This window comes from Zunongwangia sp. HRR-M8, assembly GCF_027594405.1.
Lineage (GTDB): Bacteria > Bacteroidota > Bacteroidia > Flavobacteriales > Flavobacteriaceae > Zunongwangia.
This window is the reverse complement of sequence record NZ_CP115161.1, coordinates 666,612-689,276: the sequence shown is the minus strand read 5'-3', so window position 1 is coordinate 689,276 and position 22,665 is coordinate 666,612. Positions and strand designations below refer to the sequence as shown.

The following is a 22,665-nucleotide window of genomic DNA, read 5'->3' as shown; positions in this document are numbered from 1 at the left end:
ATAAAATCGATATTAATCGAAATCTTTAGTTACTTTATCTACCGCTGCTATCGTTTTATCAAGATCTTCATAGCTTAAAGCTTCACTTATAAACCAAGTTTCAAAAGCACTCGGTGCGATATAAATTCCGTTTTCTAACATTCCGTGGAAAAAAGTATTGAATTTTCCATTTTTTGCAGCTTCCGCAGAAGTAGCAAAATCGCTTACCGCATCTTCAGAGAAATGAACCGAAATCATCGAACCTACTCGGTTAATTGTATGTTTTACTCCGTTTTCTTTCAATACCTTCTCCATTCCTTTATGAAGATATTCAGTCTTTTTATCGATACTTTTAAATATCTCAGGATTCTCAGACAATTCAGTTAACATGGCTAATCCTGCAGCCATAGCAAGCGGATTTCCACTTAAAGTTCCTGCCTGATACACCGGCCCAACCGGAGCCAGATAATCCATAATTTCATTTCTGGCAGCAAAAGCACCTACTGGCAAACCACCGCCAATTACTTTCCCAAAACAGACAATATCTGCGTTGATCCCTAATCGTTCCTGAACACCTCCTGCAGCTAACCTAAAACCGGTCATCACTTCATCAAAAATCAGTAAAATTCCGGTTTCATCGCAAAGCTTTCTCAAACCTTCCAAAAATCCTTCAGCCGGAGGAATACAACCCATATTTCCTGGAACAGGTTCTATAATAATGCAGGCAATTTCATCTTTATTTTGTTCAGCAATCTTCTTTACACCATCCAAATCATTATAAGCGGCTAGCAAAGTATCTTTAGCTGTTCCCTGGGTAACTCCCGGACTATTTGGCGTACCAAAAGTCATCGCTCCACTCCCAGCCTGAATTAAAAAAGAATCGCTATGCCCGTGATAACAACCGGCAAATTTGATGATTTTCTCTTTCCCGGTAAAACCTCTGGCCAATCTAACCGCACTCATACAAGCTTCGGTACCCGAATTTACCATTCTAATTTTATCGATATTAGGAACCATTTTTACCGCTAATTCGGCTATTTTGGTTTCAATTTCGGTCGGAGTTCCAAAAGAAGTTCCTTTTTTGGCTTTTTCGATCACGGCATCAACTACAGGTTTGTGTGCATGGCCAAGAATCATTGGCCCCCAGGAATTGATATAATCGATTAATTTATTTCCGTCTTCATCATAAATATAAGCCCCTTCTGCTTTTTCAATAAAAACAGGATCTCCTCCTACTGCTTTAAAAGCTCTAACCGGCGAGTTTACTCCGCCCGGAATCACTTTTTTAGCTTCAGCAAATAAGGCACTACTTCTTTGATAAATCATATAATTGCAATTTTCTTATGGTCGTTATTTTACTAATAAAACTTGTCCAATTTCAATATTGGTGCCACTTAAATTATTTAAACTTTTAATTTCTTCTACAGTGGTATTATAGCGTCTTGAAATAGAATATAAAGTATCTCCTTTTTTAACGATATAGCTATCGCCTTTTGCTTCAAATTCGGTTGTATAATTAGGAGAAGGACGATCTAAAACTTCCGCATCGTAACGATATAGCTCGTAACGTTCTATTAAATCTACAAGCTTTTGCGGGTAACGACGATCTGTAGCATAACCGGCCTGGCGTAAACCTTTTGCCCAGCCTTTGTAATCGTCTTGATCAAGATCAAAAAGTTCGGCGTAGCGCCGACGCTCTGCTAAGAATAATGAATGATCTCTAAAAGAATATTTTGGATGTCTATATTTTCTAAAACATTCCTGATTGCGATCGTCGTCGTGATAAATTTTATCGCCTTGCCAATCGTGGCACTTAATCCCAAAATGGTTATTGGCTTGTTGTGCTAATCTCCCTTTCCCAGAACCCGATTCTAAAATCCCTTGCGCCAAAGTGATGCTTGCAGGTACTTTATATAAATGCATTTCCTGCTGTGCTATAGGTGCATAATCTGCAATATAATTTTCTACCGTAAAATCGTAGGTTCTCACGGGCATGGTTTCAGCATCCACAATTTCAGCCGGAGTTTCGGTATTTCTATTTCCCTGATTACGGTTATTAATCACCGCTTCATTTCTATCTTTTCGGTTTTTACGTGTAGTCACCTTTTTTTTACTTCCGCAGGAAGCCATAAAAAGTGCAAATACCACTAAAACTAAATAAGGTTTCAACCTCATATTATTCAATAATTAAACTCATTTTCTTTTTCTCCAATCGTCGGTTCATCCCTGCAATTCCCTGCAAACCGCCCGTATGGATCGCTAAAATACGGGAATTTTCAGGAAATTGATTTTTTTTGATCATCTCAAAAACACTAAACATCATCTTGCCGGTGTAAACGGGATCAAGCTGAATCCTAAACTCGGTCTTAAATTCATTAATAAAACTTACCAGCTCTTCATTTATTTTAGCATAACCACCAAAATACTCATCGCTAACGAGTGTCCAATTTTTTTTATTGCTGAAACGGCCAATTTCATCTTTTAAAAAATCTCCTTTTAATGCTGAAAAGGCCAGAACATTTTGATTTTCAGCTGAAGCGTTTATCAATCCTGAAGCCGTTCCACCGGTTCCTGCCGCAACACAAATAAAATCAAAATTCTTATCTTCTTTACTTAAAATCTCTTCGCAACCTTGTATAGCAAACTCGTTTGTTCCGCCTTCGGGAACCAAATAAAAATCTCCGAATTCAGCATAAAGAGATTCGATAAAATCAGGATCATTTTTTCTTCGGAAATCTTCTCTTGCAATAAAGTGAAATTGCATCCCATTTTGTGAAGCAAACTTTAAAGTAGGATTTGATTTTAGCGTTTTTTGAAGGTCTTTTCCCAGCTCTTCCCCACGAATCACTCCGAATGTAGGAATATTATGAATTCTTCCGGCTGCAGCCGTAGCGGCAATATGATTAGAAAATGCACCACCAAAAGTCAAAATTCGTTTTTTTTGAAGTCTTTTTGCTTCTAGAACATTATATTTCAGCTTTCTGAATTTATTCCCTGAAACCTCGGGATGCAGCAGATCTTCACGTTTTAACCAGACTTCAATATTCTTATCTTCAAACTTTGTAATAAAGTCGTTTCGAGAAAAAACAGGCTCTTCTCTATGGAATATCGATTCGATGTTTTCCGAAGCATTCATATTGCAAAGATGAGAAAGGCGAAAATTGGAACAAAGATTTTAGCGATAATATTTTAGGAAGGAAAAGGGCTTTCTGGTTTCAAGATAATCTTCATCTTTTTCATTTGTATATGCTTCAACCTCAAAACTGATATTTTGATAGGCTGTCATCGCATTTTTATATTTTATCCAGCCAAAAAGAAATTCCGCAGCATAAAAAATATAAAAGAAAACAACTAAAAGCTCCAATTGCTGGCGTAAGTGAATTTTCTCGTGATTCACTAATAAATCATCTTCTTTGTACTTCGCAGATTTTACAAAGATCACGGGCCAAATGGTGACCGCAATAAAGTTTTTACCCAGAATATGTTTATTAATCAAAATCATTTTCTTCAAGTTAAGAATTGTAATTTTGTTTTCATGAGTTTTTCAAGAAAAAAAATACCTTTAGAAGACGGTGACTATTATTTAACGCCAGAAGGTTACAAATGTTTCACAGAGCAATATCATCTTAAAAGAGGCTATTGCTGTGAGAGTGGTTGCCGGCATTGCCCTTACGGCTATGATAAAAAGACTAATTCTCAATAAAACATAAGTGATGGCTATTTTATATAATTGTAAGAGATGGAGGCTTATTCGTATAGATATAGTGATTTTCAGAATAGATAAAATAGATTAATTCGGCATGATATTTGAGATTACAAATCAGTCTAACAAGTGTTTAGCATACTTGCTTAGCATTTTATAAATTATAAAATATAACACCTATGAAAGTTCTAAAATTTACTCCTGTGTTGTTGCTTTTGGCCATTTTCTTCACTTCTTGTAGCAGTGTGAGAGTAGCCTCTGATTATGATCGTGAAGCCAATTTTAATTCTTACAGCTCTTTCGCTTTTTTTAAGCCGGGAGTCGATAAAGCTGAAATATCTGATCTTGATAAGAAACGTATTATGCGAGCTATTGAAGCTTCCATGAATGAAAAAGGCTTCGAAAAATCACAAAGTCCAGATCTTTTAGTAAGTATTTTCACTAAGACACATGAGAATATAAATATTTATCAAAATAATCCTGGATGGGGTTATGGTTGGGGATGGTCTCCATGGTATTGGAATACAGGATTCAATACAGTAAATAGAACTAGCGACGGAACTTTATATATTGATCTTATTGATGCTGAAACTAAAGAATTGGTTTGGCAGGGAATGGGTACTGCTGCTCTTGCTGAAAAAGTGAGTAAAAAACAGGAAAGAATAAACGAGATTGTTTCTAAAATCCTAGAAAAATACCCTCCTGGATCTGAGGAATAAAAGAACATTTTGCAACTTTCAAAAATTAAATTTAGCCTTTCCTACGAAAGGCTTTTTTTATTGCCATATTTTTTAAATTCAACTTATTTCTTTTAAAATTTCGTATATTCAATACTAAAATACGCTACAACTTTATGCATAATTCAATTGAGTCCAATGAAATTTTAGAACGTTTACCAAAGCATCTTCAGCAATACATTAAACCACAAAATTATGAAGACTATACACCAATCAATCAGGCGGTGTGGCGATATGTTATGCGCAAAAATGTAGCGTACCTTAGCAAAGTGGCGCATAAATCTTATTTAGACGGACTTGAGCAAACTGGAATTTCTATAGATCATATTCCAAACATGTACGGGATGAATCGAATCTTAAAAGAAATTGGCTGGGCAGCGGTGGCGGTAGATGGGTTTATACCGCCGGCTGCATTTATGGAATTTCAGGCGTTTAATGTTTTGGTAATTGCTAGCGACATCAGGCAACTGGAAAATATCGAATACACTCCTGCACCCGATATTATTCATGAAGGCGCCGGGCATGCACCAATTATAGCTAATCCAGAATATGCCGAATATTTGAGGCGTTTTGGAGAAATTGGATGCAAAGCAATTTCAAGCTCTCATGATTACGAAGTTTACGAAGCTATTAGAAAACTTTCTATTTTAAAAGAAGCTGAAGGAACTCCGCTTAAAGAAATAGCTGCTATTGAAAAACTTATTGGTGAACTGCAGGACAAAAATGTTGAGCCGAGTGAAATGGCGCTCATTAGAAACTTACACTGGTGGACAGTAGAATACGGATTGATAGGAACTCCTGAAAATCCAAAGATTTATGGTGCCGGTTTGTTATCGTCGATTGGGGAAAGCAAGTCCTGCATGACCGAGAATGTAAAAAAAATCCCTTATTCTATCGAAGCTATGCATCAGGAGTTTGATATTACAAAGCCACAACCGCAGTTGTATGTAACTCCCGATTTTGCACATTTAAGCCTGGTTTTAGAAGAATTCGCTAATAAAATGGCGCTTAGAAAAGGCGGCTTAAGCGGAATTAAAAAATTGATAGATTCAAAAGGCTTGGGCACTATCGAATTTAGTACCGGCTTGCAGGTTTCAGCGAATTTTGAAAATGTGATCGAATTTGAAGGAAAACCAATTTATATTCAAACGAAAGGAAAAACAGCACTTGCTTCTAGAGAAAAAGAATTGATTGGACATGGTACAAAATCACATCCCGAAGGTTTTGGCTCACCTATCGGAAAATTAAAAGGTATCAATTTAGCCATTGAAGATATGAGTCCGCGTGACTTAAAAGCCTATAAAATTTACGAAGGAGAAAATATTGAGCTAGAATTTGAAGGTGGTATTATTGTTAACGGCGAAATAATTACGGGAACCAGAAACCTACAAGGAAAAATAGTTCTTATAAGCTTTAGAAACTGTACTGTAAAATATGAAGATCAAGTTTTATTTAAACCGGAATGGGGAAGATACGATATGGCCGTAGGCAAAGAAATAGTATCGGCATTTGCAGGACCGGCAGATCATCATTCGTTCGATTTAGTTACCCATAAAACGAGCTCAAATTCAATTAAACCTGATAAGACTTCAAAACAAAAAGAACTCGAAGACTTATACGAAGCTGTACGCAATTTTAGAGAAGGAAAAAACACAAAATTTAGCATTCAGGCTGCATTCGATATTCTTAAAAAAGACCACCAGAACGATTGGCTATTAACTACTGAAATTTATGAATTGGCGCTAGCGCATGATCCAGAATTAGCCAAAATATGTAAAGATCATTTAGAAAAACTTCAGCAAAAAAAACCTAAAATCGCTCATCTGATAGAAGATGGAATTGCTATGGCTAAAGATAAACTGGCTCCTAAAATCTAAAGTTTGATATCCTGTAAATCATTTTGAGATGTTACCGGCATGTCATTATATTCTAAGGTCCAGCCCATGGTATTTGTTAAAATATAGATTTTGGACAATTCGCTTACCAACCTGTTTTGAGCGTTCGTCTTAATAGTGGAAGCCTCTATTTTTTTCTTTAAAGAAGCGGTAACTTTCTTTTTAATCTTATTGTGATCTGAAGCGTCAAACTGATTTAGATAATCTTGTGTAACATCATAATATTGAATATCCGGATAAATATTGAGTTCTTGCTTTGGGATACTTTTTATGATAACACGCTTATTTTCTTGGTCGATCTCGGTTTCCAACTGACTTAGATCATAGCTTACTGTTACTTTTGCATTCACAACAATTAGTGCTTTTTTTCTTGCTGAAAACACATCTAAATAAAACTTTTTTGAATCTTTATACGACCAAACCTGAGAGAAATTACCTTCGGTAACCACCAGTTTACCTACATTTTTAATTTGTTCCTGAATAAGCTGAGAGTTTTGTTCTAATACTTCACGCTCATTTTGTCGATTTTCATAATAGCGATATCCAAAAACGATAAGTAAAACCGCAACCGCTCCTAACAGGAACTTTTTCATTGTATAAAAATTAAAGTTGAATTTAAAGATAGGAATTTAAAAATAGGAAAGTGTTATAAAAAACTTATGGACGGCCCCACCCGTCCATAAGAGTAAAATTTCTAAAATCTACCCCAAACAAATTTTAGAAAAGAAAGTTTAATTAATCATCGTATTCTTAAATCGAATACTTCAATCAATAAATTAGAATTAATTTACAGTGCGTAATTTACAATTATTTTATAATATTCAAAATATATATCACATAATTTTATTACATAACTGCCAAATTAGCTTTTAAAATAATAAATTCAGAATTCAATAGAAGGCATTTTATGCTTTAATCTTTCGATTTTCAGCTTAAGTTTTTCAAGAAATTCGCGATGTTTCGGGCTGTTTTCGTCAAAAGGGCGATGACTTAGACTTTTCTGAATACTATCCACTTCTTTCATTATTGGATAAATTTCATAATCTATCCAGGCTTCTTTAAATTTCTCCCATATATAATCTATAGCGCTTTCAGAAAGATGAATCATATCTTTTCCATAAAATCGATAATCGCGTAATTCATCCATTACAAGTTCGTAACTGGGAAAATATGCTGTCATTTCGTTCAATTTCAGCTTCTCCTCTTCTCTATATTCATGAACTGCTGAAATTAGATTTGCTTTACTACGTTGATTCTCTACAAAACCATCCTTTAAATGCCGAACCGGTGAGACGGTAAAAATAATTTTAGCTTTGGGATTAAGCTTCCAGATGATATTGGAAATTTCGAAGAGACTTTTTTTTATCTCATCTATAGAATAGATCCTTTTAGTAAAATTAGATTGCGCCACTTTATGACAATTTGCTACCAGACGCTGTTCTGAATTTAAAACATAGCCCCAGGCAGTACCTAAAGTTATAACTACATGTGTACTTTTTTCCAAAAAAGATCGCGTGCTCTTCAAAGAATCGTTTAAATTCAAAATCATTTCTGCGCGATCGGGACGATTCATTTGTGAATGCACATCGAAACAGCAAAATTGATCATTACGCTCAAAAATATCATGCTCTGAATATGAATAATTTTCTTCTATTCTTCGGAATAAGTTGAGCAGTGCCACGGGATGAAATATAATTCCGAAGGGATTTTGCAGCACATTGAATTTAAAATACTGAAGTTTATCACCAATATTTTCTACAAAACAAGATCCAAACAAGGAAATATTAGCATTGTAGTCGATCTTCGGCGATTGATTTCTAACGGGTACAATTGTTCTGAAATCCATATCAAATAAATAAAAAGGCGTACAGAAATGTTCTTCCATACGCCTATAATTTTATAAAAGAAAGATACTAAATTTCTTAGAATCTTACTATTCTATATATTTTTTAGCTTCAGCTAAAGCTTCTGGAATTCCTGCTGGATTTTTACCACCTGCAGTGGCAAAAAACGGCTGACCGCCACCACCACCCTGAATATGCTTACCAAGCTCACGAACAATTGTTCCCGCATTTAGCGCTTTGCTGGCAACTAATTCTTTAGAAACATAGCAGGAAAGCAATGCTTTTCCTTTTTGCTCGGTTCCAAAAAGAAGGAATAAATTATCGATTTCTCCACCTAATTGAAAGGCTAAATCTTTAATTCCGCCGGCATCAAGATCTACTTGTTTTGCTAAAAAGTGAACACCGTTTATTTCCTGAATCTCATTTTTAACCTCAGATTTCAGGTTTTTGGCTTTTTCTTTTAGTAAAGCTTCTACTTGCTTTTTCAGTTCTGTATTTTCTTCTTGTAATACTGAAATTGCTTTTACAGGATCTTTGGCGTTTTTCAACAATCCCTGAACCTCTTCTAATATTTCGGTTTTAGTATTAAAATAGTATCTAGCTGCATCGCCGGTAATCGCTTCGATTCTACGAATCCCTGAAGCTACCGCACTTTCCCCGGTAATTTTAAAATACCAGATATCGGCGGTGTTATTTACATGCGTACCACCACAAAGTTCCATAGATTCTCCAAAACGAATCGCACGAACGCTATCTCCATACTTCTCCCCAAAAAGTGCAATCGCTCCTTGGTCTAAAGCTTCCTGATACGCTATGTTACGTTGCTCCTCCAGTTTTAAGTTTTGCTGAATACGCTCGTTTACAAACTGCTCTACCTGTTCTATTTCTTCGGAAGAAAGCTTGCTAAAATGACTAAAATCGAATCGCATATAATTGGGTTGCACCATAGAACCTTTTTGCTCTACATGCGTTCCCAGTATTTGTCGTAACGCCTGATGCAGTAAGTGTGTAGCAGTATGATTTGCCGCTGTTTTTGCACGTGCATCAGCATCTACCACAGCCGTAAACTCTGCTGAAACATCTTTAGGCAATTTTTTAGCAAAATGTATAATTTGGTTACTTTCTTTCTTGGTATCGATAATGTTTATCTTCTCTTCACCAAGTTTTAAATACCCTTTATCGCCAACCTGTCCGCCACCTTCTGGATAAAAAGGTGTTTTAGTAAATACGATTTGATAAAGTGCTCCCTGCTTTTTGGTTTCAACTTTACGGTATTTGGCGATTTTAACCTTCGTTTCTAATTGATCATATCCTACAAAAGCATTTTCTTCAACTTCAGTGATTTCTTCCCAATCGCCAGATGTTACTTGCGTAGCGGCTCTAGAGCGTTCTTTTTGCTTTTTAAGTTCAGCTTCAAATTCAGCAATATTTAGACTAAGTCCTTTTTCTTTTAAAATAAGTGCAGTTAGATCGATCGGAAATCCAAAAGTGTCATACAATTCAAAAGCTTTCACTCCTGAAATTTCTTTTCCTTTAGCTTCGGTTACAATATTCTCTAACATCACCAATCCCTGCTCTAAAGTTCGAAGAAAAGAAAGTTCTTCTTCTTTAATCACATTCTGGATAAGCTGTTGTTGTTTTACCAACTCTGGGAAAGCTTCTCCCATTTGGGATTTAAGTCTATCTACCAATTTGTAGATAAAAGGTTCTTTAGTATTTAAAAATGTAAAACCGTAACGAATAGCGCGACGTAAAATTCTACGAATTACATATCCCGCTCCCGTATTGCTGGGTAATTGTCCATCTGCAATACTAAAGGCAACGGCACGAACGTGATCTGCAATTACACGAACCGCGATATTAACCTCTTCAGATTTACCATATGTGGAATTTGTTATCTCTTCTATCTCGCCGATAAGTGGTGTAAAAACATCGGTATCATAGTTGGATTGTTTTCCTTGCATAACCATGCAAAGACGCTCAAATCCCATCCCGGTATCGATATGTTTCGCCGGAAGTTCTTCTAAAGAACCATCTGCTTTTCGATTAAATTGCATAAAAACCAGGTTCCATATTTCTACAACCTGAGGATGATCGGCATTTACCAATTCTCTACCCGATTTTTTAGCTTTCTCTTCAGCAGAACGTATATCTACATGAATTTCTGAACAAGGCCCACATGGTCCCTGGTCGCCCATTTCCCAAAAGTTATCTTTTTTGTTTCCGTAGATAATTCGGTCTTCAGGAACAATTTTTTTCCAAAATTCTAAAGCTTCAGTATCTAAACCAACACCGTCTTCTTTGCTTCCTTCAAAAACAGAAACGTACAAACTTTCTTTATCGATCTTAAAAACTTCAGTTAATAATTCCCAGGCCCAGTTAATGGCTTCTTCTTTAAAGTAATCTCCAAAGCTCCAGTTCCCTAACATCTCGAACATGGTGTGATGATAAGTATCATGCCCTACCTCTTCAAGATCATTATGCTTACCACTTACCCGAAGACACTTTTGCGAATCGGTTACTCTTGTATTTTTAGGCACCGAATTCCCAAGAAAAAATTCTTTAAACTGAACCATCCCGGCGTTTGTGAACATAAGGCTTGGATCATCTTTAAGCACCATTGGAGCTGAAGGTACAATGCTATGTTGTTTTGCTTTAAAAAATCCTAAAAAGCTTTTGCGAATTTCCTGAGATTTCATGTACTGTAATTTCTTCTAAAAATTATTAAATTATGCAGGCTATAAAACAATTGCTATCTTTGTTCGTTAGCGTTTAAACTTGCACGCTTTTTGTGCATACAACGGCAACAAAAATACTATAAATTTAACTCATGTCGAAGGTTAAATATTATTACGATAGCGATACACTTTCTTACAAAAAAATCGAGCGAAAAAAAGGTCGTCGATTTGGAATTGTTTTGCTTAGCATCTTCGGAAGTTTTCTTGCCGGTTTTCTACTATTGTTAGTCTACCTGAATATTCCGCAGATCGAAACGCCCAAAGAAAAGGCACTTAAGCGAGAACTGCAAAATATGCAGTTGCAATATGGCTTGTTGAATAAAAAAATGGATCAAATTCAAAATGTGCTCGGCAATATCGAAGATCGAGATAACAATATTTACCGTTTATATTTTGAGGCCAACCCTATCCCTGAAGAAACTCGTAAAGCCGGTTTTGGTGGGATAAACAGATATAAAGATCTGGAAGGTTTCGACAACTCGAAGCTAATTAAAGAAACTACAAAAAGAATGGACGTACTTACTAAACAATTAGTAGTACAATCTAAATCTTTAGATGAAATTGCAGAATTGGCAAAAGAAAAAGAGGATTTATTAGCTGCAATCCCAGCCATACAACCTGTAAAGAATGAGAATCTTACCAGAATTGCCTCAGGTTATGGTTGGAGAACCGATCCCTTTACCAAGGTAAGGAAGTTTCATTATGGGATGGATTTTACTTCACCAAGAGGAACCCCGGTTTATGCTACAGGTGACGGTCGCGTAATAAGAGCAGATAATCATAGCACCGGCTATGGCAATCACATCAGGATTGATCATGGCTACGGGTACACTAGCTTATATGCCCATTTATACAAATATAATGTAAGAAGAGGACAAAAAGTAAAACGTGGAGATCTTATTGGTTTTGTAGGAAGCACTGGAAGATCTGAAGCACCACATTTGCATTATGAAGTTTACAAAGATGATGAGCATATAAATCCTATCAATTTTTACTACGGAAACCTTTCTCCGGAAGAATTTGACGAAGTATTGAGAAAATCGCAACAGGAAAATCAATCTCTGGATTAATGCAAGTCGACCTACCTGAAAAAAGATATTATAGCATTGGCGAAGTTGCCACTGCTTTTAAAGTAAACACGTCCTTAATACGATTTTGGGAAAAAGAATTTGAGGTTATTAAACCCAAAAAAAACGCGAAAGGAAATCGCAAATTCACACCTGAAGATATTAAGAATCTAGAGCTTATTTATCATCTAGTTAAAGAACGTGGTTTTACTCTGGAAGGTGCAAAAACACACCTTAAAGAAGAAAAGCAAAAAACACTGAGCAATTTTGATATTGTTCGTAAATTAGAAAAAATTAAATCAAGCCTAATCAATATTAAAAATCAATTATAGAAAATGAAAAAATGGTTAATCCCCGTAATCGTCCTAGTTGTTCTTGGAATTATAGTTTATAGTATGACCGCCGGAGTAAACAACACGGGAGTTGAACTTGAAGAAAACGCTAAAGAAGCATGGTCTAACGTAGAAAGTTCCTATCAACGAAGAAACGATCTTATTGGAAATCTTGTAAAAACAGTACAAGGTGCTGCCGATTTTGAACGCGGTACTTTAACTGATGTGATCGAAGCGCGTGCCAAAGCAACTTCTGTTAATGTTGACGCTTCAAATTTGAGCGCTTCGCAAATTCAGCAATTTCAACAAGCACAAACCGGTTTATCATCTGCCTTATCCAAATTATTAGTAAGTGTAGAGCGATATCCAGATATTAAAGCAAATCAAAACTTTTTGCAATTACAAGCACAAATTGAGGGTACCGAAAATCGTATTAATGTAGCGCGTGATCGCTATAATGCTGCGGTAACAGACTTCAACACTTATATTCGAAAATTCCCTAACAATATTTTTGCAGGTATGTTTGGTTTTGAACGTATGGAAAGATATCAAGCAGATGCCGGTGCTGAAAACGCTCCAGACGTAGAATTCGATTTTCAGTAATCAAAAAATTATAACTATGAGCCGTAAAGAATTTTCGCTAAGAACAGAGGATGAAAATGATATTGTAGAAGCGATAAGAACTGCTGAAAAAAGTACTTCTGGTGAAATTCGTGTGCATTTAGAGAAATCTTCAGGAGCACAAGATATTTTTGAACGTGCCATGGATGTTTTCCATAAGCTGAAAATGGATAACACAAAAGAGGAAAATGGCGTATTAATTTATGTCGCTACCGAGGATCGTAACTTTGTCATTTATGGTGATAAAGGTATTAACGATAAGGTAGAAGATGATTTTTGGGAAAGTACAAAAGATGTAATCCTGGAACACTTCAAAAAAGGAAATTTTAAACAAGGTCTTGTTGACGGTATATTAAAAGCCGGTGAACAATTGAAAAGACATTTTCCATGGCAAGAAGATGACGAGAATGAACTTTCAGATCAAATTTCAAGAGGATAAATGCTACAACTCAATAAAAAGATTGGCCTATTAAGCCTGTTATTATTACTTATTAGTTTTGTTGGATTCGCACAGCGCGATATTCCACCAAAACCAAGTAAACAAACCGCAGTTTACGATGAAGCTGATCTTTTAAATACTTCGGAAGAACAACGTCTTACCCAAAAGCTTATTAACTATGCAGATACTACTTCTACGCAGATTGTAGTTGCAACTATTAAATCTTTGCAAGGAGAATATATTGGCACATATTCAGCTAAGTGGGCTCATAAGTGGGAGATAGGACAAAAAGGTAAAGATAATGGCTTATTAATCTTGGTTTCTGAAGGTGATCATAAGTTATGGATAACAACGGGCTATGGTTTAGAAGAGTATATGACAGATGCTACTACTAAGCAGATCGTAAATCAAATAATTACTCCGGAATTCAAAACAGGCGATTATTATACTGGTTTAGATAAAGGAACTACAGCGGTTTTCGAGGTTTTAGCTGGTACGTTTAAAGGTACACCTCAAGCTCGTGGGGGTTCAGGAAATTCGGCAAAACCAATCGCTTTATTTATTATTGTTTTTATAATTATCATCATTTCGCTTATCGGTAAAAGTAGAGGTGGTGGCAAAGGCGGCGGTCGTCGTGGTCGCAGCACGCTAATGGACGCCATTATCTTAAGTTCGCTTGGTCGCGGTAGTTTTGGTGGCGGCGGCTCTGGAGGTGGTTTCGGCGGCGGCGGCGGATTTGGCGGAGGCTTCGGCGGTGGAGGCTTTGGCGGAGGTGGGGCTGGCGGAAGCTGGTAAAATCTAAACAAATAAAATCACTAGTAGAAATTACATAAAAAAATGCCCAATCTTATGGCTAAGATTGGGCATTTTTTAATCCAATTATTTTATAGACTACCTTCCTGGCGGTGGTGGCGGTCTTCTACCACCTCTTGATCCATAATTTTTCCCACCAAAATTCTTTAAGTTATAAGTAAAACTTAGCATTGCATACTGAGTAAGTACTAAACTGCTAGAATCCTGAATATAATCATCCCCAAATTGTCTGCGGGTATTTATTACCTGATCTAATACATCATAAACCTTTATCTTTAGGTTTGCTTTCTCATCCCAAAATTGATATCCTAAACTGGTATTCCAAAGCAAAGAAGTATTATCAAATTGAGAAGATACATTACCGAATTTGTTATAAGAAATATCATTACCAAAAACTACATTTTTAGGCCAGTATGTAGTCACCTCTAACCCTGCACGCTGATTAATGAATTCTCGGTCATTTGGATTACTAATACTATAATGAGAATTATTGTAACCTATACCTACCTCTGGATTAATCTCAATAATATCCTCGATGGCATATGTGATTCTTATCGAAGGATCAATAGAAACGGTCTCTGAATAAAATTTTATACCATTGGAATAACCCACATTTTTATTGTAGCTACTATTTAAAGATAAACGATATCTAAACTCGCTATTTTCATTCTTCTTTTGCTTGTTATAGAAAACACCTAAAGAAGCAGACATAGCGCCGTCAACATTCGTATACGTTGTTGTTCTGGAGAAATCTTGTGTATCTGTAATTGTTCTAGCTACAACATTATTTTCTGTAAAATTTAAATTGAAATAACTAAAAATACCGCTACGAGTTGAAAAATCGAAATTACGATATCCTCCTCGAATATTGTGAGTATAAGAAGGTCTCAAATCTGGATTACCAGTAATGATATTATTGGGATTAGTTTGATCGATAACCGGTTGTAATTGCCGTACTGAAGGCACATTAGCATCTGTAGAATAATCTATGGATAAACTTTTTGATCGCTCAACTTCATACCTAATTCTTGCTCGCATATAAAGATTATTATATGTGTTATCGAATGAAATATCAGATAGATAATTATTATTTTCTAAAGTGGTGTTTAAAAGACCAAAATTAGTATCTATTCTCCAAACATCCCCTTCATAGTTGATTCCGGCATTTGGAATATGCTGTCTACTTTTTACTTCAAAGTTACTGCTTAAGCCTTCATTCAAAACACTATAATCACCATTTTCGTCAGCTTCAAACACATAGCGCTCATTTGTGTTATTGTTTGAAGAAAAATCATATGATAAATCCAGAAAGAGATCATCAGATAGTACACTCCGTTGGGAAACACTAAAGGAATAATTTTCTGTATTTCCATCTTCATCTATATATTGATCCTGTATTTCTGTATTATTACCATTATCATCGTATACTACTCTTTCAGAATAAAAATAATTGTCATTTTCCTGATCGTCATAAGTGGTTCTAAACTCCAATTGCAGAAAAGCACCCCGATTCCCAAAACGTTTAATAAAATCAATGTTATTACTGAAGCTAGTACTGTGAATATCTTCAGATTCTTCGATTAAAGTAGTGTTTACCAATTCACCGTCTTCATTAGAACGATCAGAAGATGATCCTCGCTCCGAAATTCCTATGTTAGCGGTAAATCGAGGGGAAATAGAAAGTTTTGTAAGGGTATCAAATTCAATTTCGAATCTTGCATTAGCTCTATGACTATCATTTAAAAGATTACTATAACTATCTGAATTTTCAAAAAAGCTTATACTTGCCCCGTCTTCTTCAGTATTAGTTGAGTCTGCGATAGTATATTTAGTTTCTACTTCAGTTTCCTGCCGTGTATCGTTTCTTCCGAAGAAATAATCACCATTAAACTCATATTTATCATTCCACTCATTAGTATAATTTAGCCCCGCATTTTCTGCTTTGGTGATACCGCCACCGCCTCCAAAAACTGAACGTGCATTGCCTCCCCCCATCATTCCGTAAACCTCATCAAAACTAAAACCTGAACTATTAATGTTATTAGAACTAGCCAGAATGCTTAAACGCATATCGTCTTTAAAAATATTCCCAATTCCGCTAAGTTCATAACGATCATCGGTACCACCACCGGCAGTAGCTCTTGCGAAATAGCCTTTATTCTTATCTTCTTTTATAGTAATATTTATAGTCTTATTATCTGGATCTCCCGCTTTACCGGTAAATTCTTCAGACTTAGTTTTTTCGTTTGAAACCTGAATTTTCTCTATAATCTCTTTGGGAAGATTTTTAGTCGCAATTAGCGGATCGTCGCCAAAAAACTCTTTACCGTTTACTTTAATACTGGAAACTGGTTTTCCGTTGACGGTTATCGCGCCATCAGAATCCACTTCTACACCGGGCAATTTCTCTAATAATTCTTCAAGGTTTGCATTTTGCCGGGTTTTAAAACTATCGGCATTAAATTCTAAAGTATCTTTTTTTAATGTTAGCGGAGGTCTTGAAGCTACCACGGTTACCTCTCCCAATTGGTTATCCTCAAGTTCCATCTTCAAATCGCCTAGGTTTTGAGTTTCTTTCTTAATCTGAACTAACTTTTTAAAAGGCTTGTAACCCGCAAAAGATATTAAAAGATTTAAATTCTTTTCTTTAGATGAACCAGCAAGAGTAAATTCTCCAGAACTTTCAGATATTGTATACGTTACTAAAGTACTATCTGAGACTTTTTCTACATACACCGTAGCAGACGGAAGTGGATTGCCTTCTGGATCCAGTACCTTCCCAGACATTTCGAATTTCTGAGAGAAACTTATCGCGCTGATAAAAAGAAACGCGATTACAAAATAAAATTTCATTGATTGATGTTTAAAATTTTCGGTTTAGGTTAAAAACGTGGTGGTCATATTCAATTAGACTCTACTAAAACGAAAACGTTTAATAAAACATCATAGATTTTACAAAAAAGCATAAAAAAAGGATTCAAAAACCTTAAAATGGCTTAAGAATCCTTCACTAAACTATTAGAATATTTTTTTTATTTCTTTCTAAAATATATAGTAATAGGAACTCCTTTAAAATCAAATTCCTCACGTAATTTATTTTCTATAAATCGTTTATAAGGATCTCTTACGTATTGTGGAAGATTACAGAAAAATGCAAACTGCGGTTGTGGCGTAGGCAGTTGCATACAAAATTTAATCTTAACAAATTTTCCTTTATAAGCCGGTGGCGGATTATTTTCTATGATAGGAAGCATTACATCATTAAGCTCTCTAGTTTTTATTTTTTTACTTCGGTTTTCAAAAACTTTAACCGCTGTTTCTATCGCTTTAAAAATACGTTGTTTATTCAGTACCGACATAAATACAACTGGCACATCTGTAAAGGGTTCAATTTCGCGACGAATCTCCTGTTCTAAAGTCTTCATGGTATTGGTTTCTTTTTCTACCAAATCCCACTTATTTACAAGAATAACTATTCCCTTACGGTTACGCTGCGCAAGCCAAAATATATTTTGCACCTGACCATCGAAACCTCGGGTAGCATCTAAAACCAGTAAACAAACATCGGCATTCTCTATTGCTCTTACCGACCGCATTACCGAATAAAATTCAAGATCTTCCTTTACCTTCGATTTTCGGCGAATCCCAGCAGTATCTACTAAATTAAATTCAAAACCGAATCTATTATATTTGGTATCTATAGAATCTCTTGTTGTACCTGCAATATCAGTTACAATATATCTTTCTTCACCAATTAAAGCATTTATAAAAGAAGATTTACCAGCATTAGGACGTCCTACTACTGCAAATCTTGGAAGTTCACTCTCTTCAGCATTAGTTTCTTCTGGTAAAGCCTTGATAACGGCATCTAATAAATCTCCAGATCCGCTACCATTTGTACTCGCAATAGGAAAATAATCTCCTAATCCCAAAGAATAAAATTCAACAGCGTTTTCCAGACGTTTATTATTATCTACTTTATTTACGGCAAGAAATACAGGTTTATTTACCTTTCTAAGAAGTATTGCAACATCTTCATCCATCGGGGTTATGCCTGTCTCTACGTCTACCATAAAGATAATCACATCGGCCTCATCGATAGCAAGTTCTACCTGCTTATCTATTTCAGATTCAAAAACATCATCACTCCCAATAACATAACCACCGGTATCGATTAATGAAAAATGCCGACCATTCCAGTCTGATTTTCCATAATGACGATCGCGGGTTACACCACTTACAGAATCTACAATCGCCTCACGACGTTGTATTAAACGATTAAAAAAAGTAGATTTTCCAACATTAGGTCTCCCTACAATAGCAACAATACCACTCATAACTAAAAATTATTTGCAAAGGTAGTACTAAACAACCGATTTAGAAACAATAAACTTTCCTGAATTTAAAACCATAAACTATTCAGTGGCTTGTGCATTCTGTGTTTTTTCAATTAGTTTCCCAACAGTTAATCCTTGGACTAAAATAGCAAAGATCACCACAACATAGGTAATCACTAGAAATAGATCGCGATCCATATCTTTAGTTAGTCCTAAACAAAGTGCAATAGAAATACCGCCTCTCAAACCGCCCCACGTCATAATTAGATTGGTTTTCGGCACAAAGCCTAGTTTCTTTCTAAAAAACTCTATCGGCAATAATAAAGAAAGGTAACGACAAACAAGCACTACCGGAATAGCTAATAATCCGGCTAGAATATACTCCAGATCAAACGTAAGCACTAAAATTTCCATTCCTATTAATACAAAAAGTATCGTATTTAAGAGAATATCTATGAGCTCCCAAAATTTATCTACATAAGTCTCAGTCATTTCAGACATCGAGGTTTGTCGAACGGTATCTTTACCTACAAGTAAACCTGCTGTTACCATCGCTAAAGGAGCAGAGAAATGAAGTTTTTGAGCAACTGCTGTCCCAACCATTACCGCAGCAAGAGTAATAATTACTTCAGTATCATAATCATCAATCGATCGCATTAAAAGATAGGTGATATACCCAATCCCTAATCCTAAACCTACCCCACCAATAACCTCGGCACCAAAAAGTTCAAGAATATGCATAAAACCGGTACTTTCTTCACTACCACCAGATTCGGCGATATTAAAAATCGTTAGAAAAACGACTACTCCTACTCCATCATTAAATAATGATTCTCCTACGATTTTTGTTTCAAGCTGTTTAGGGGCACCAGCTTTTTTCAATATTCCTAATACCGCAATAGGATCTGTAGGTGAAATTAAAGCGCCAAATAATAAGCAATTTATAAAGTCTACCTCTAAACCAAATAAAGGTAACATAAAATAAACAAGACTACCTACTAAAAAGGTCGAAGTGAGCACTCCTATGGTTGCAAACACGACAACAGGCCATCGCTGTACTTTTAATTGTTCAAAATTTGTATGCAAAGCTCCTGCGAAAAGTAAAAAGCTCAGCATCACATCCAGTAACAAAGTTCTAAAATCTAGCTGAGTAATTATATACTCCTCGATATCGAGTAAGGTATCATCAAAAAAACTAATCCCAAAAACAATTAAACTGAAAATAATTGTAATCAGCATTAAACCAATGGTAGTTGGTAATTTTAAAAATCGAACATTTACATAGCCAAATAAAGCGGCTAATGCAATGATAATGGTTAGAATAATAAACGGACTCATATTTTTGCTGAAGTAATAGTTCAGCTTAAAGATATACGAATCGATTTGGGAATCAATTTAACCCGGGTCTTTTAACGAAAGATTAAAATAGCTAACGCACCAAATTAGTCTTTAGAATAACCAAAACGCTTTAATTGTCTATCGTTACTTCTCCAGTTTTTGTTCACCTTCACATAAAGTTCTATATGCACCTGTTTCCCAAAGAATTTCTCTAAATCGGCACGCGCCTCTACGCCTACACGTTTTAAAGCATTCCCTTTATGACCAATTATAATTCCTTTTTGCGTATCACGTTCTACCATGATCACACTACGCATTCTTATAATTTTTTCTTCTTCAAAAAACTCCTCGGTTTCTATTTCTACGGAATAAGGAATTTCTTTTTTATAATGCATCAAAATTTTCTCTCGAATAATTTCATTTACAAAAAAGCGTTCCGGTTTATCGGTAAGGCTATCCTTTGGATAAAAAGCAGGACTCTCTGGCAACAACTCAATAATACGACTAAAAACTTCAGCCACATTAAATCCTTCTAAAGCTGAGATTGGATAAATTTCAGCCTTAGGAACTTTCTCCTTCCAAAGCTGTACCTGCGATTCCAGCTGTTCTTGATTAGACTTATCTATTTTATTCAGCAATAATAAAACCGGAATTTCAGCATGAATAATTTTTCTGAAGAAAGCTTCATCTTTTAAATTCTGCTCGCCAATTTCAACCATATAAACTAACACATCGGCGTCTTCAAAAGCAGATTTCACAAAATCCATCATCGATGCCTGAAGTTCATACGCAGGTTTAATAATCCCGGGAGTATCACTCAAAATTGCCTGAAAATCTTCACCGTTAACAATCCCCAAAATACGATGTCTCGTAGTTTGTGCTTTAGAAGTAATAATTGATAATCGCTCTCCTACAAAAGCATTCATCAATGTCGATTTTCCTACGTTTGGATTCCCGATAATATTTACAAAACCTGCTTTATGTGCCATGCTGAATTTTTTACAAAGATATTTTATTTAATTACTGCAACCTAAAACCAAACGAAAAATTGATTTTTTTCAGAAAAGAAGACTTCCAAATTTCTAAAAATGACTACTAAATACATAATAAACAAGCTTTTATATTACGATACCATTAAAAATTGAATGCTTTTAAGCAGTCTTCTTTCTTATTAAATTAAATTATATAATTTTGCGGCTTCTAAAATTGAAGCCTAAGGCTTTAAATATCAGCAAAAAGACACAAAAAGCACTATGAAACAAGTCTTCAATCTCTTTGATTTCTCACAAAAAGTTAATTATAAAACCGAGATTTTGGCTGGGCTTACCGTGGCAATGACCATGATCCCAGAATCTTTATCTTTTGCCATATTAGCAGGTTTCCCTCCGTTAGTTGGTTTATACGCCGCATTTATCATGGGACTAATCACTGCTATATTTGGTGGTCGCCCGGGATTGGTTTCTGGTGGTGCCGGTGCAACCGTGGTTGTTTTAATTGCTTTAATGAACTCTCACGGATTAGATTATGTATTTGCCGCAGTGGCCATGGCCGGCGTCATCCAAATTGCCGTTGGCGTGTTTAAACTCGGGAAATTTATACGATTAGTGCCACAACCTGTAATGTTTGGATTTGTAAATGGTCTTGCAGTTATTATTTTTTCTGCTCAGCTAGAACAGTTTAAAGAAGTTGTAAATGGGCAGGTAGAATGGTTAACCGGTAGCCCATTATTAATTATGCTCGCTTTAGTTACTTTAACAATCGCTATCATTCTTATTTTCCCTAAAATAACCAAAGCTGTGCCACCATCGTTGGTAGCGATATTGGTGGTTTTTGCGATTGTTTATTTCTTCGGAATTGAGACCAGACAGGTAAAAGATATCGCTTCAGTAAGTGGTACGTTACCTCCATTTCACATTCCGCAGGTTCCATTTACTTTAGAGACGTTAAAAATTATTTTACCGTACGGACTTATCATGGCAGCAGTTGGTTTAACTGAAGGGCTCTTAACTTTAAATCTTGTTGATGAAATTACCGGAACCCGTGGTCGTAGTAACAAAGAATGTGTTGCACAGGGAACGGCTAATATCGCCAATGGCTTTTTCTACGGAATGGGTGGTTGCCCAATGCTTGCACAAACGCTCGTAAATTTATCTTCTGGATCTCGCGCCAGACTGTCTGGAATTATCGCAGCAATTACCATTTTAGTTATTATTCTTGTAGGCGCTCCTGTAATAGAACTATTACCCATGGCAGCACTTACCGGCGTAATGATTATGGTTGCTTTTGGTACTTTTGAGTGGGCAAGTTTTAAAACACTTACCAGAATGCCCAAGCATGATATTTTTGTGATGGTATTGGTAACCTTAATTACTATTTTACTTCATAACCTGGCACTTGCAGTACTAATAGGTGTAATTATTTCAGCATTAGTATTTGCCTGGGATAACGCAAAAAGAATTCGAGCTAGAAAAAGAATCGATGAAAATGGCGTAAAACATTATGAAATTTACGGTCCGCTTTTCTTTGGATCTACCACAGCATTTAATGAAAAATTTGATGTTTTGAATGATCCTGAGGAAGTGATTGTAGACTTTTCTGAAAGTAGAATTGTAGATATGTCTGGTATTGAAGCAGTAAACAAGCTTACTGAAAGATATGCTAAACAGAATAAAAAATTACATTTAAGACACTTAAGTGACGATTGCCGTCATCTTTTAAACAATGCAGATGCAATTATCGAAGTAAATATTATAGAAGACCCAACCTACCGCGTAGTTACCGATCGCGTAGATTAGTTTGATTTTTGATTATCCGTACATTGC

The 22,665-nt window shown here is 35.7% G+C and carries 20 protein-coding genes; 9 read left to right on the top strand and 11 right to left on the bottom strand.

The annotated features are described in order from the left end of the window. Positions 1 to 12: 12 nt before the first annotated feature. From hemL to PBT89_RS03015, 4 genes are read right to left on the bottom strand one after another with little or no spacing between them, the layout of a single operon-like run. The gene (gene hemL, locus PBT89_RS03030; RefSeq protein ID WP_270063335.1) at positions 13 to 1,305 is read right to left on the bottom strand and encodes a glutamate-1-semialdehyde 2,1-aminomutase; all 1,293 of its coding nucleotides are present in this window, start codon (positions 1,303 to 1,305) and stop codon (positions 13 to 15) included. 24 nt (positions 1,306 to 1,329) lie between these two features. Continuing rightward, positions 1,330 to 2,154: a glucosaminidase domain-containing protein gene (locus tag PBT89_RS03025; RefSeq protein ID WP_270063334.1), complete on the bottom strand. Its 825-nt coding sequence runs from the start codon at positions 2,152 to 2,154 to the stop codon at positions 1,330 to 1,332. Position 2,155: 1 nt separating this feature from the next. Next, positions 2,156 to 3,115 (bottom strand): 1-aminocyclopropane-1-carboxylate deaminase/D-cysteine desulfhydrase, encoded by a 960-nt coding sequence (locus PBT89_RS03020; protein WP_270063333.1) that lies wholly within the window; start codon positions 3,113 to 3,115, stop codon positions 2,156 to 2,158. Between the two features lie 39 nt (positions 3,116 to 3,154). Continuing rightward, positions 3,155 to 3,481 (bottom strand): hypothetical protein, encoded by a 327-nt coding sequence (locus tag PBT89_RS03015; RefSeq protein WP_270063332.1) that lies wholly within the window; start codon positions 3,479 to 3,481, stop codon positions 3,155 to 3,157. A 33-nt stretch (positions 3,482 to 3,514) separates the two neighbouring features. Between PBT89_RS03015 and PBT89_RS03010 the strand changes: the two genes are divergently transcribed. The 3 genes from PBT89_RS03010 (at position 3,515) to PBT89_RS03000 (ending at position 6,296) form a co-directional block, all read left to right on the top strand. After that, positions 3,515 to 3,682, top strand: coding sequence for a DUF5522 domain-containing protein (locus tag PBT89_RS03010; protein ID WP_270059227.1), 168 nt, complete (start codon positions 3,515 to 3,517; stop codon positions 3,680 to 3,682). 179 nt (positions 3,683 to 3,861) lie between these two features. Then, positions 3,862 to 4,401 (top strand): DUF4136 domain-containing protein, encoded by a 540-nt coding sequence (locus tag PBT89_RS03005; RefSeq protein ID WP_270059228.1) that lies wholly within the window; start codon positions 3,862 to 3,864, stop codon positions 4,399 to 4,401. 134 nt (positions 4,402 to 4,535) lie between these two features. Next, the gene (locus tag PBT89_RS03000) at positions 4,536 to 6,296 is read left to right on the top strand and encodes an aromatic amino acid hydroxylase (protein WP_270063331.1); all 1,761 of its coding nucleotides are present in this window, start codon (positions 4,536 to 4,538) and stop codon (positions 6,294 to 6,296) included. On the opposite strand, the gene PBT89_RS02995 is transcribed toward PBT89_RS03000, so the two are convergent. The 3 genes from PBT89_RS02995 to alaS all read right to left on the bottom strand — a co-directional run bounded on the left by PBT89_RS02995 (position 6,293) and on the right by alaS (position 10,857). Further along, complete coding sequence (locus PBT89_RS02995; protein ID WP_270063330.1) at positions 6,293 to 6,907, bottom strand: DUF4230 domain-containing protein; 615 nt, start codon at positions 6,905 to 6,907, stop codon at positions 6,293 to 6,295. The genes PBT89_RS03000 and PBT89_RS02995 overlap by 4 nt on opposite strands. Positions 6,908 to 7,197: 290 nt before the next feature. After that, positions 7,198 to 8,199, bottom strand: coding sequence for a GSCFA domain-containing protein (locus PBT89_RS02990; protein ID WP_270063329.1), 1,002 nt, complete (start codon positions 8,197 to 8,199; stop codon positions 7,198 to 7,200). Positions 8,200 to 8,247: 48 nt separating this feature from the next. Beyond that, positions 8,248 to 10,857, bottom strand: a complete 2,610-nt coding sequence (gene alaS, locus PBT89_RS02985) for an alanine--tRNA ligase (RefSeq protein WP_270063328.1) — start codon at positions 10,855 to 10,857, stop codon at positions 8,248 to 8,250. Positions 10,858 to 10,988: 131 nt separating this feature from the next. Here alaS and PBT89_RS02980 point away from each other — a divergent pair, with 131 nt between their 5' ends. From PBT89_RS02980 to PBT89_RS02960, 5 genes are read left to right on the top strand one after another with little or no spacing between them, the layout of a single operon-like run. Beyond that, positions 10,989 to 11,966, top strand: a complete 978-nt coding sequence (locus tag PBT89_RS02980) for a M23 family metallopeptidase (RefSeq protein WP_270063327.1) — start codon at positions 10,989 to 10,991, stop codon at positions 11,964 to 11,966. Further along, positions 11,966 to 12,295 (top strand): MerR family transcriptional regulator, encoded by a 330-nt coding sequence (locus PBT89_RS02975; protein ID WP_270063326.1) that lies wholly within the window; start codon positions 11,966 to 11,968, stop codon positions 12,293 to 12,295. Before PBT89_RS02980 ends, PBT89_RS02975 begins: the two co-directional genes overlap by 1 nt. A gap of 3 nt (positions 12,296 to 12,298) precedes the next feature. Further along, a complete protein-coding gene (locus PBT89_RS02970) occupies positions 12,299 to 12,898 on the top strand; it encodes a LemA family protein (protein WP_270059235.1) in 600 nt (199 codons plus the stop codon). 16 nt (positions 12,899 to 12,914) lie between these two features. After that, positions 12,915 to 13,355: a TPM domain-containing protein gene (locus tag PBT89_RS02965; protein ID WP_270059236.1), complete on the top strand. Its 441-nt coding sequence runs from the start codon at positions 12,915 to 12,917 to the stop codon at positions 13,353 to 13,355. Then, a complete protein-coding gene (locus PBT89_RS02960) occupies positions 13,356 to 14,150 on the top strand; it encodes a TPM domain-containing protein (protein WP_270063325.1) in 795 nt (264 codons plus the stop codon). It begins immediately after the preceding gene. A 96-nt stretch (positions 14,151 to 14,246) separates the two neighbouring features. Here the strand turns inward: PBT89_RS02960 and PBT89_RS02955 are convergent, their stop codons facing one another. The 4 genes from PBT89_RS02955 to era form a co-directional block, all read right to left on the bottom strand. After that, positions 14,247 to 16,955 (bottom strand): outer membrane beta-barrel protein, encoded by a 2,709-nt coding sequence (locus PBT89_RS02955; protein WP_270063324.1) that lies wholly within the window; start codon positions 16,953 to 16,955, stop codon positions 14,247 to 14,249. 245 nt (positions 16,956 to 17,200) lie between these two features. Beyond that, on the bottom strand, positions 17,201 to 18,505 hold the full coding sequence (gene der, locus PBT89_RS02950) for a ribosome biogenesis GTPase Der (protein ID WP_270063323.1): 1,305 nt from the start codon (positions 18,503 to 18,505) through the stop codon (positions 17,201 to 17,203). A gap of 78 nt (positions 18,506 to 18,583) precedes the next feature. Continuing rightward, positions 18,584 to 19,843: a cation:proton antiporter gene (locus tag PBT89_RS02945; protein WP_270063322.1), complete on the bottom strand. Its 1,260-nt coding sequence runs from the start codon at positions 19,841 to 19,843 to the stop codon at positions 18,584 to 18,586. Positions 19,844 to 19,947: 104 nt separating this feature from the next. Then, positions 19,948 to 20,832 carry a GTPase Era gene (era, locus tag PBT89_RS02940; RefSeq protein WP_270063321.1) on the bottom strand — a complete coding sequence of 295 codons (885 nt, stop codon included), beginning with the start codon at positions 20,830 to 20,832 and terminating at the stop codon, positions 19,948 to 19,950. A gap of 264 nt (positions 20,833 to 21,096) precedes the next feature. Between era and PBT89_RS02935 the strand changes: the two genes are divergently transcribed. Beyond that, positions 21,097 to 22,638, top strand: coding sequence for a SulP family inorganic anion transporter (locus PBT89_RS02935; protein WP_270059242.1), 1,542 nt, complete (start codon positions 21,097 to 21,099; stop codon positions 22,636 to 22,638). Positions 22,639 to 22,665: the final 27 nt, after the last annotated feature.

Excerpts from the sequence above, each read along its gene's own strand:
- PBT89_RS03005 (WP_270059228.1), top strand. The coding sequence starts at position 3,862 with ATGAAAGTTCTAAAATTTACTCCTGTGTTGTTGCTTTTGGCCATTTTC.
- PBT89_RS03000 (WP_270063331.1), top strand. The coding sequence starts at position 4,536 with ATGCATAATTCAATTGAGTCCAATGAAATTTTAGAACGTTTACCAAAG.
- PBT89_RS02965 (WP_270059236.1), top strand. The coding sequence starts at position 12,915 with ATGAGCCGTAAAGAATTTTCGCTAAGAACAGAGGATGAAAATGATATT.
- PBT89_RS03010 (WP_270059227.1), top strand. The coding sequence starts at position 3,515 with ATGAGTTTTTCAAGAAAAAAAATACCTTTAGAAGACGGTGACTATTAT.
- PBT89_RS02990 (WP_270063329.1), bottom strand. The coding sequence starts at position 8,199 with ATGGAAGAACATTTCTGTACGCCTTTTTATTTATTTGATATGGATTTC.
- era (WP_270063321.1), bottom strand. The coding sequence starts at position 20,832 with ATGGCACATAAAGCAGGTTTTGTAAATATTATCGGGAATCCAAACGTA.
- PBT89_RS02995 (WP_270063330.1), bottom strand. The coding sequence starts at position 6,907 with ATGAAAAAGTTCCTGTTAGGAGCGGTTGCGGTTTTACTTATCGTTTTT.
- hemL (WP_270063335.1), bottom strand. The coding sequence starts at position 1,305 with ATGATTTATCAAAGAAGTAGTGCCTTATTTGCTGAAGCTAAAAAAGTG.
- PBT89_RS03020 (WP_270063333.1), bottom strand. The coding sequence starts at position 3,115 with ATGAATGCTTCGGAAAACATCGAATCGATATTCCATAGAGAAGAGCCT.
- der (WP_270063323.1), bottom strand. The coding sequence starts at position 18,505 with ATGAGTGGTATTGTTGCTATTGTAGGGAGACCTAATGTTGGAAAATCT.
- PBT89_RS02980 (WP_270063327.1), top strand. The coding sequence starts at position 10,989 with ATGTCGAAGGTTAAATATTATTACGATAGCGATACACTTTCTTACAAA.
- alaS (WP_270063328.1), bottom strand. The coding sequence starts at position 10,857 with ATGAAATCTCAGGAAATTCGCAAAAGCTTTTTAGGATTTTTTAAAGCA.
- PBT89_RS02970 (WP_270059235.1), top strand. The coding sequence starts at position 12,299 with ATGAAAAAATGGTTAATCCCCGTAATCGTCCTAGTTGTTCTTGGAATT.
- PBT89_RS02975 (WP_270063326.1), top strand. The coding sequence starts at position 11,966 with ATGCAAGTCGACCTACCTGAAAAAAGATATTATAGCATTGGCGAAGTT.
- PBT89_RS03025 (WP_270063334.1), bottom strand. The coding sequence starts at position 2,154 with ATGAGGTTGAAACCTTATTTAGTTTTAGTGGTATTTGCACTTTTTATG.
- PBT89_RS02960 (WP_270063325.1), top strand. The coding sequence starts at position 13,356 with ATGCTACAACTCAATAAAAAGATTGGCCTATTAAGCCTGTTATTATTA.
- PBT89_RS03015 (WP_270063332.1), bottom strand. The coding sequence starts at position 3,481 with ATGATTTTGATTAATAAACATATTCTGGGTAAAAACTTTATTGCGGTC.
- PBT89_RS02955 (WP_270063324.1), bottom strand. The coding sequence starts at position 16,955 with ATGTCTGGGAAGGTACTGGATCCAGAAGGCAATCCACTTCCGTCTGCT.
- PBT89_RS02935 (WP_270059242.1), top strand. The coding sequence starts at position 21,097 with ATGAAACAAGTCTTCAATCTCTTTGATTTCTCACAAAAAGTTAATTAT.
- PBT89_RS02945 (WP_270063322.1), bottom strand. The coding sequence starts at position 19,843 with ATGAGTCCGTTTATTATTCTAACCATTATCATTGCATTAGCCGCTTTA.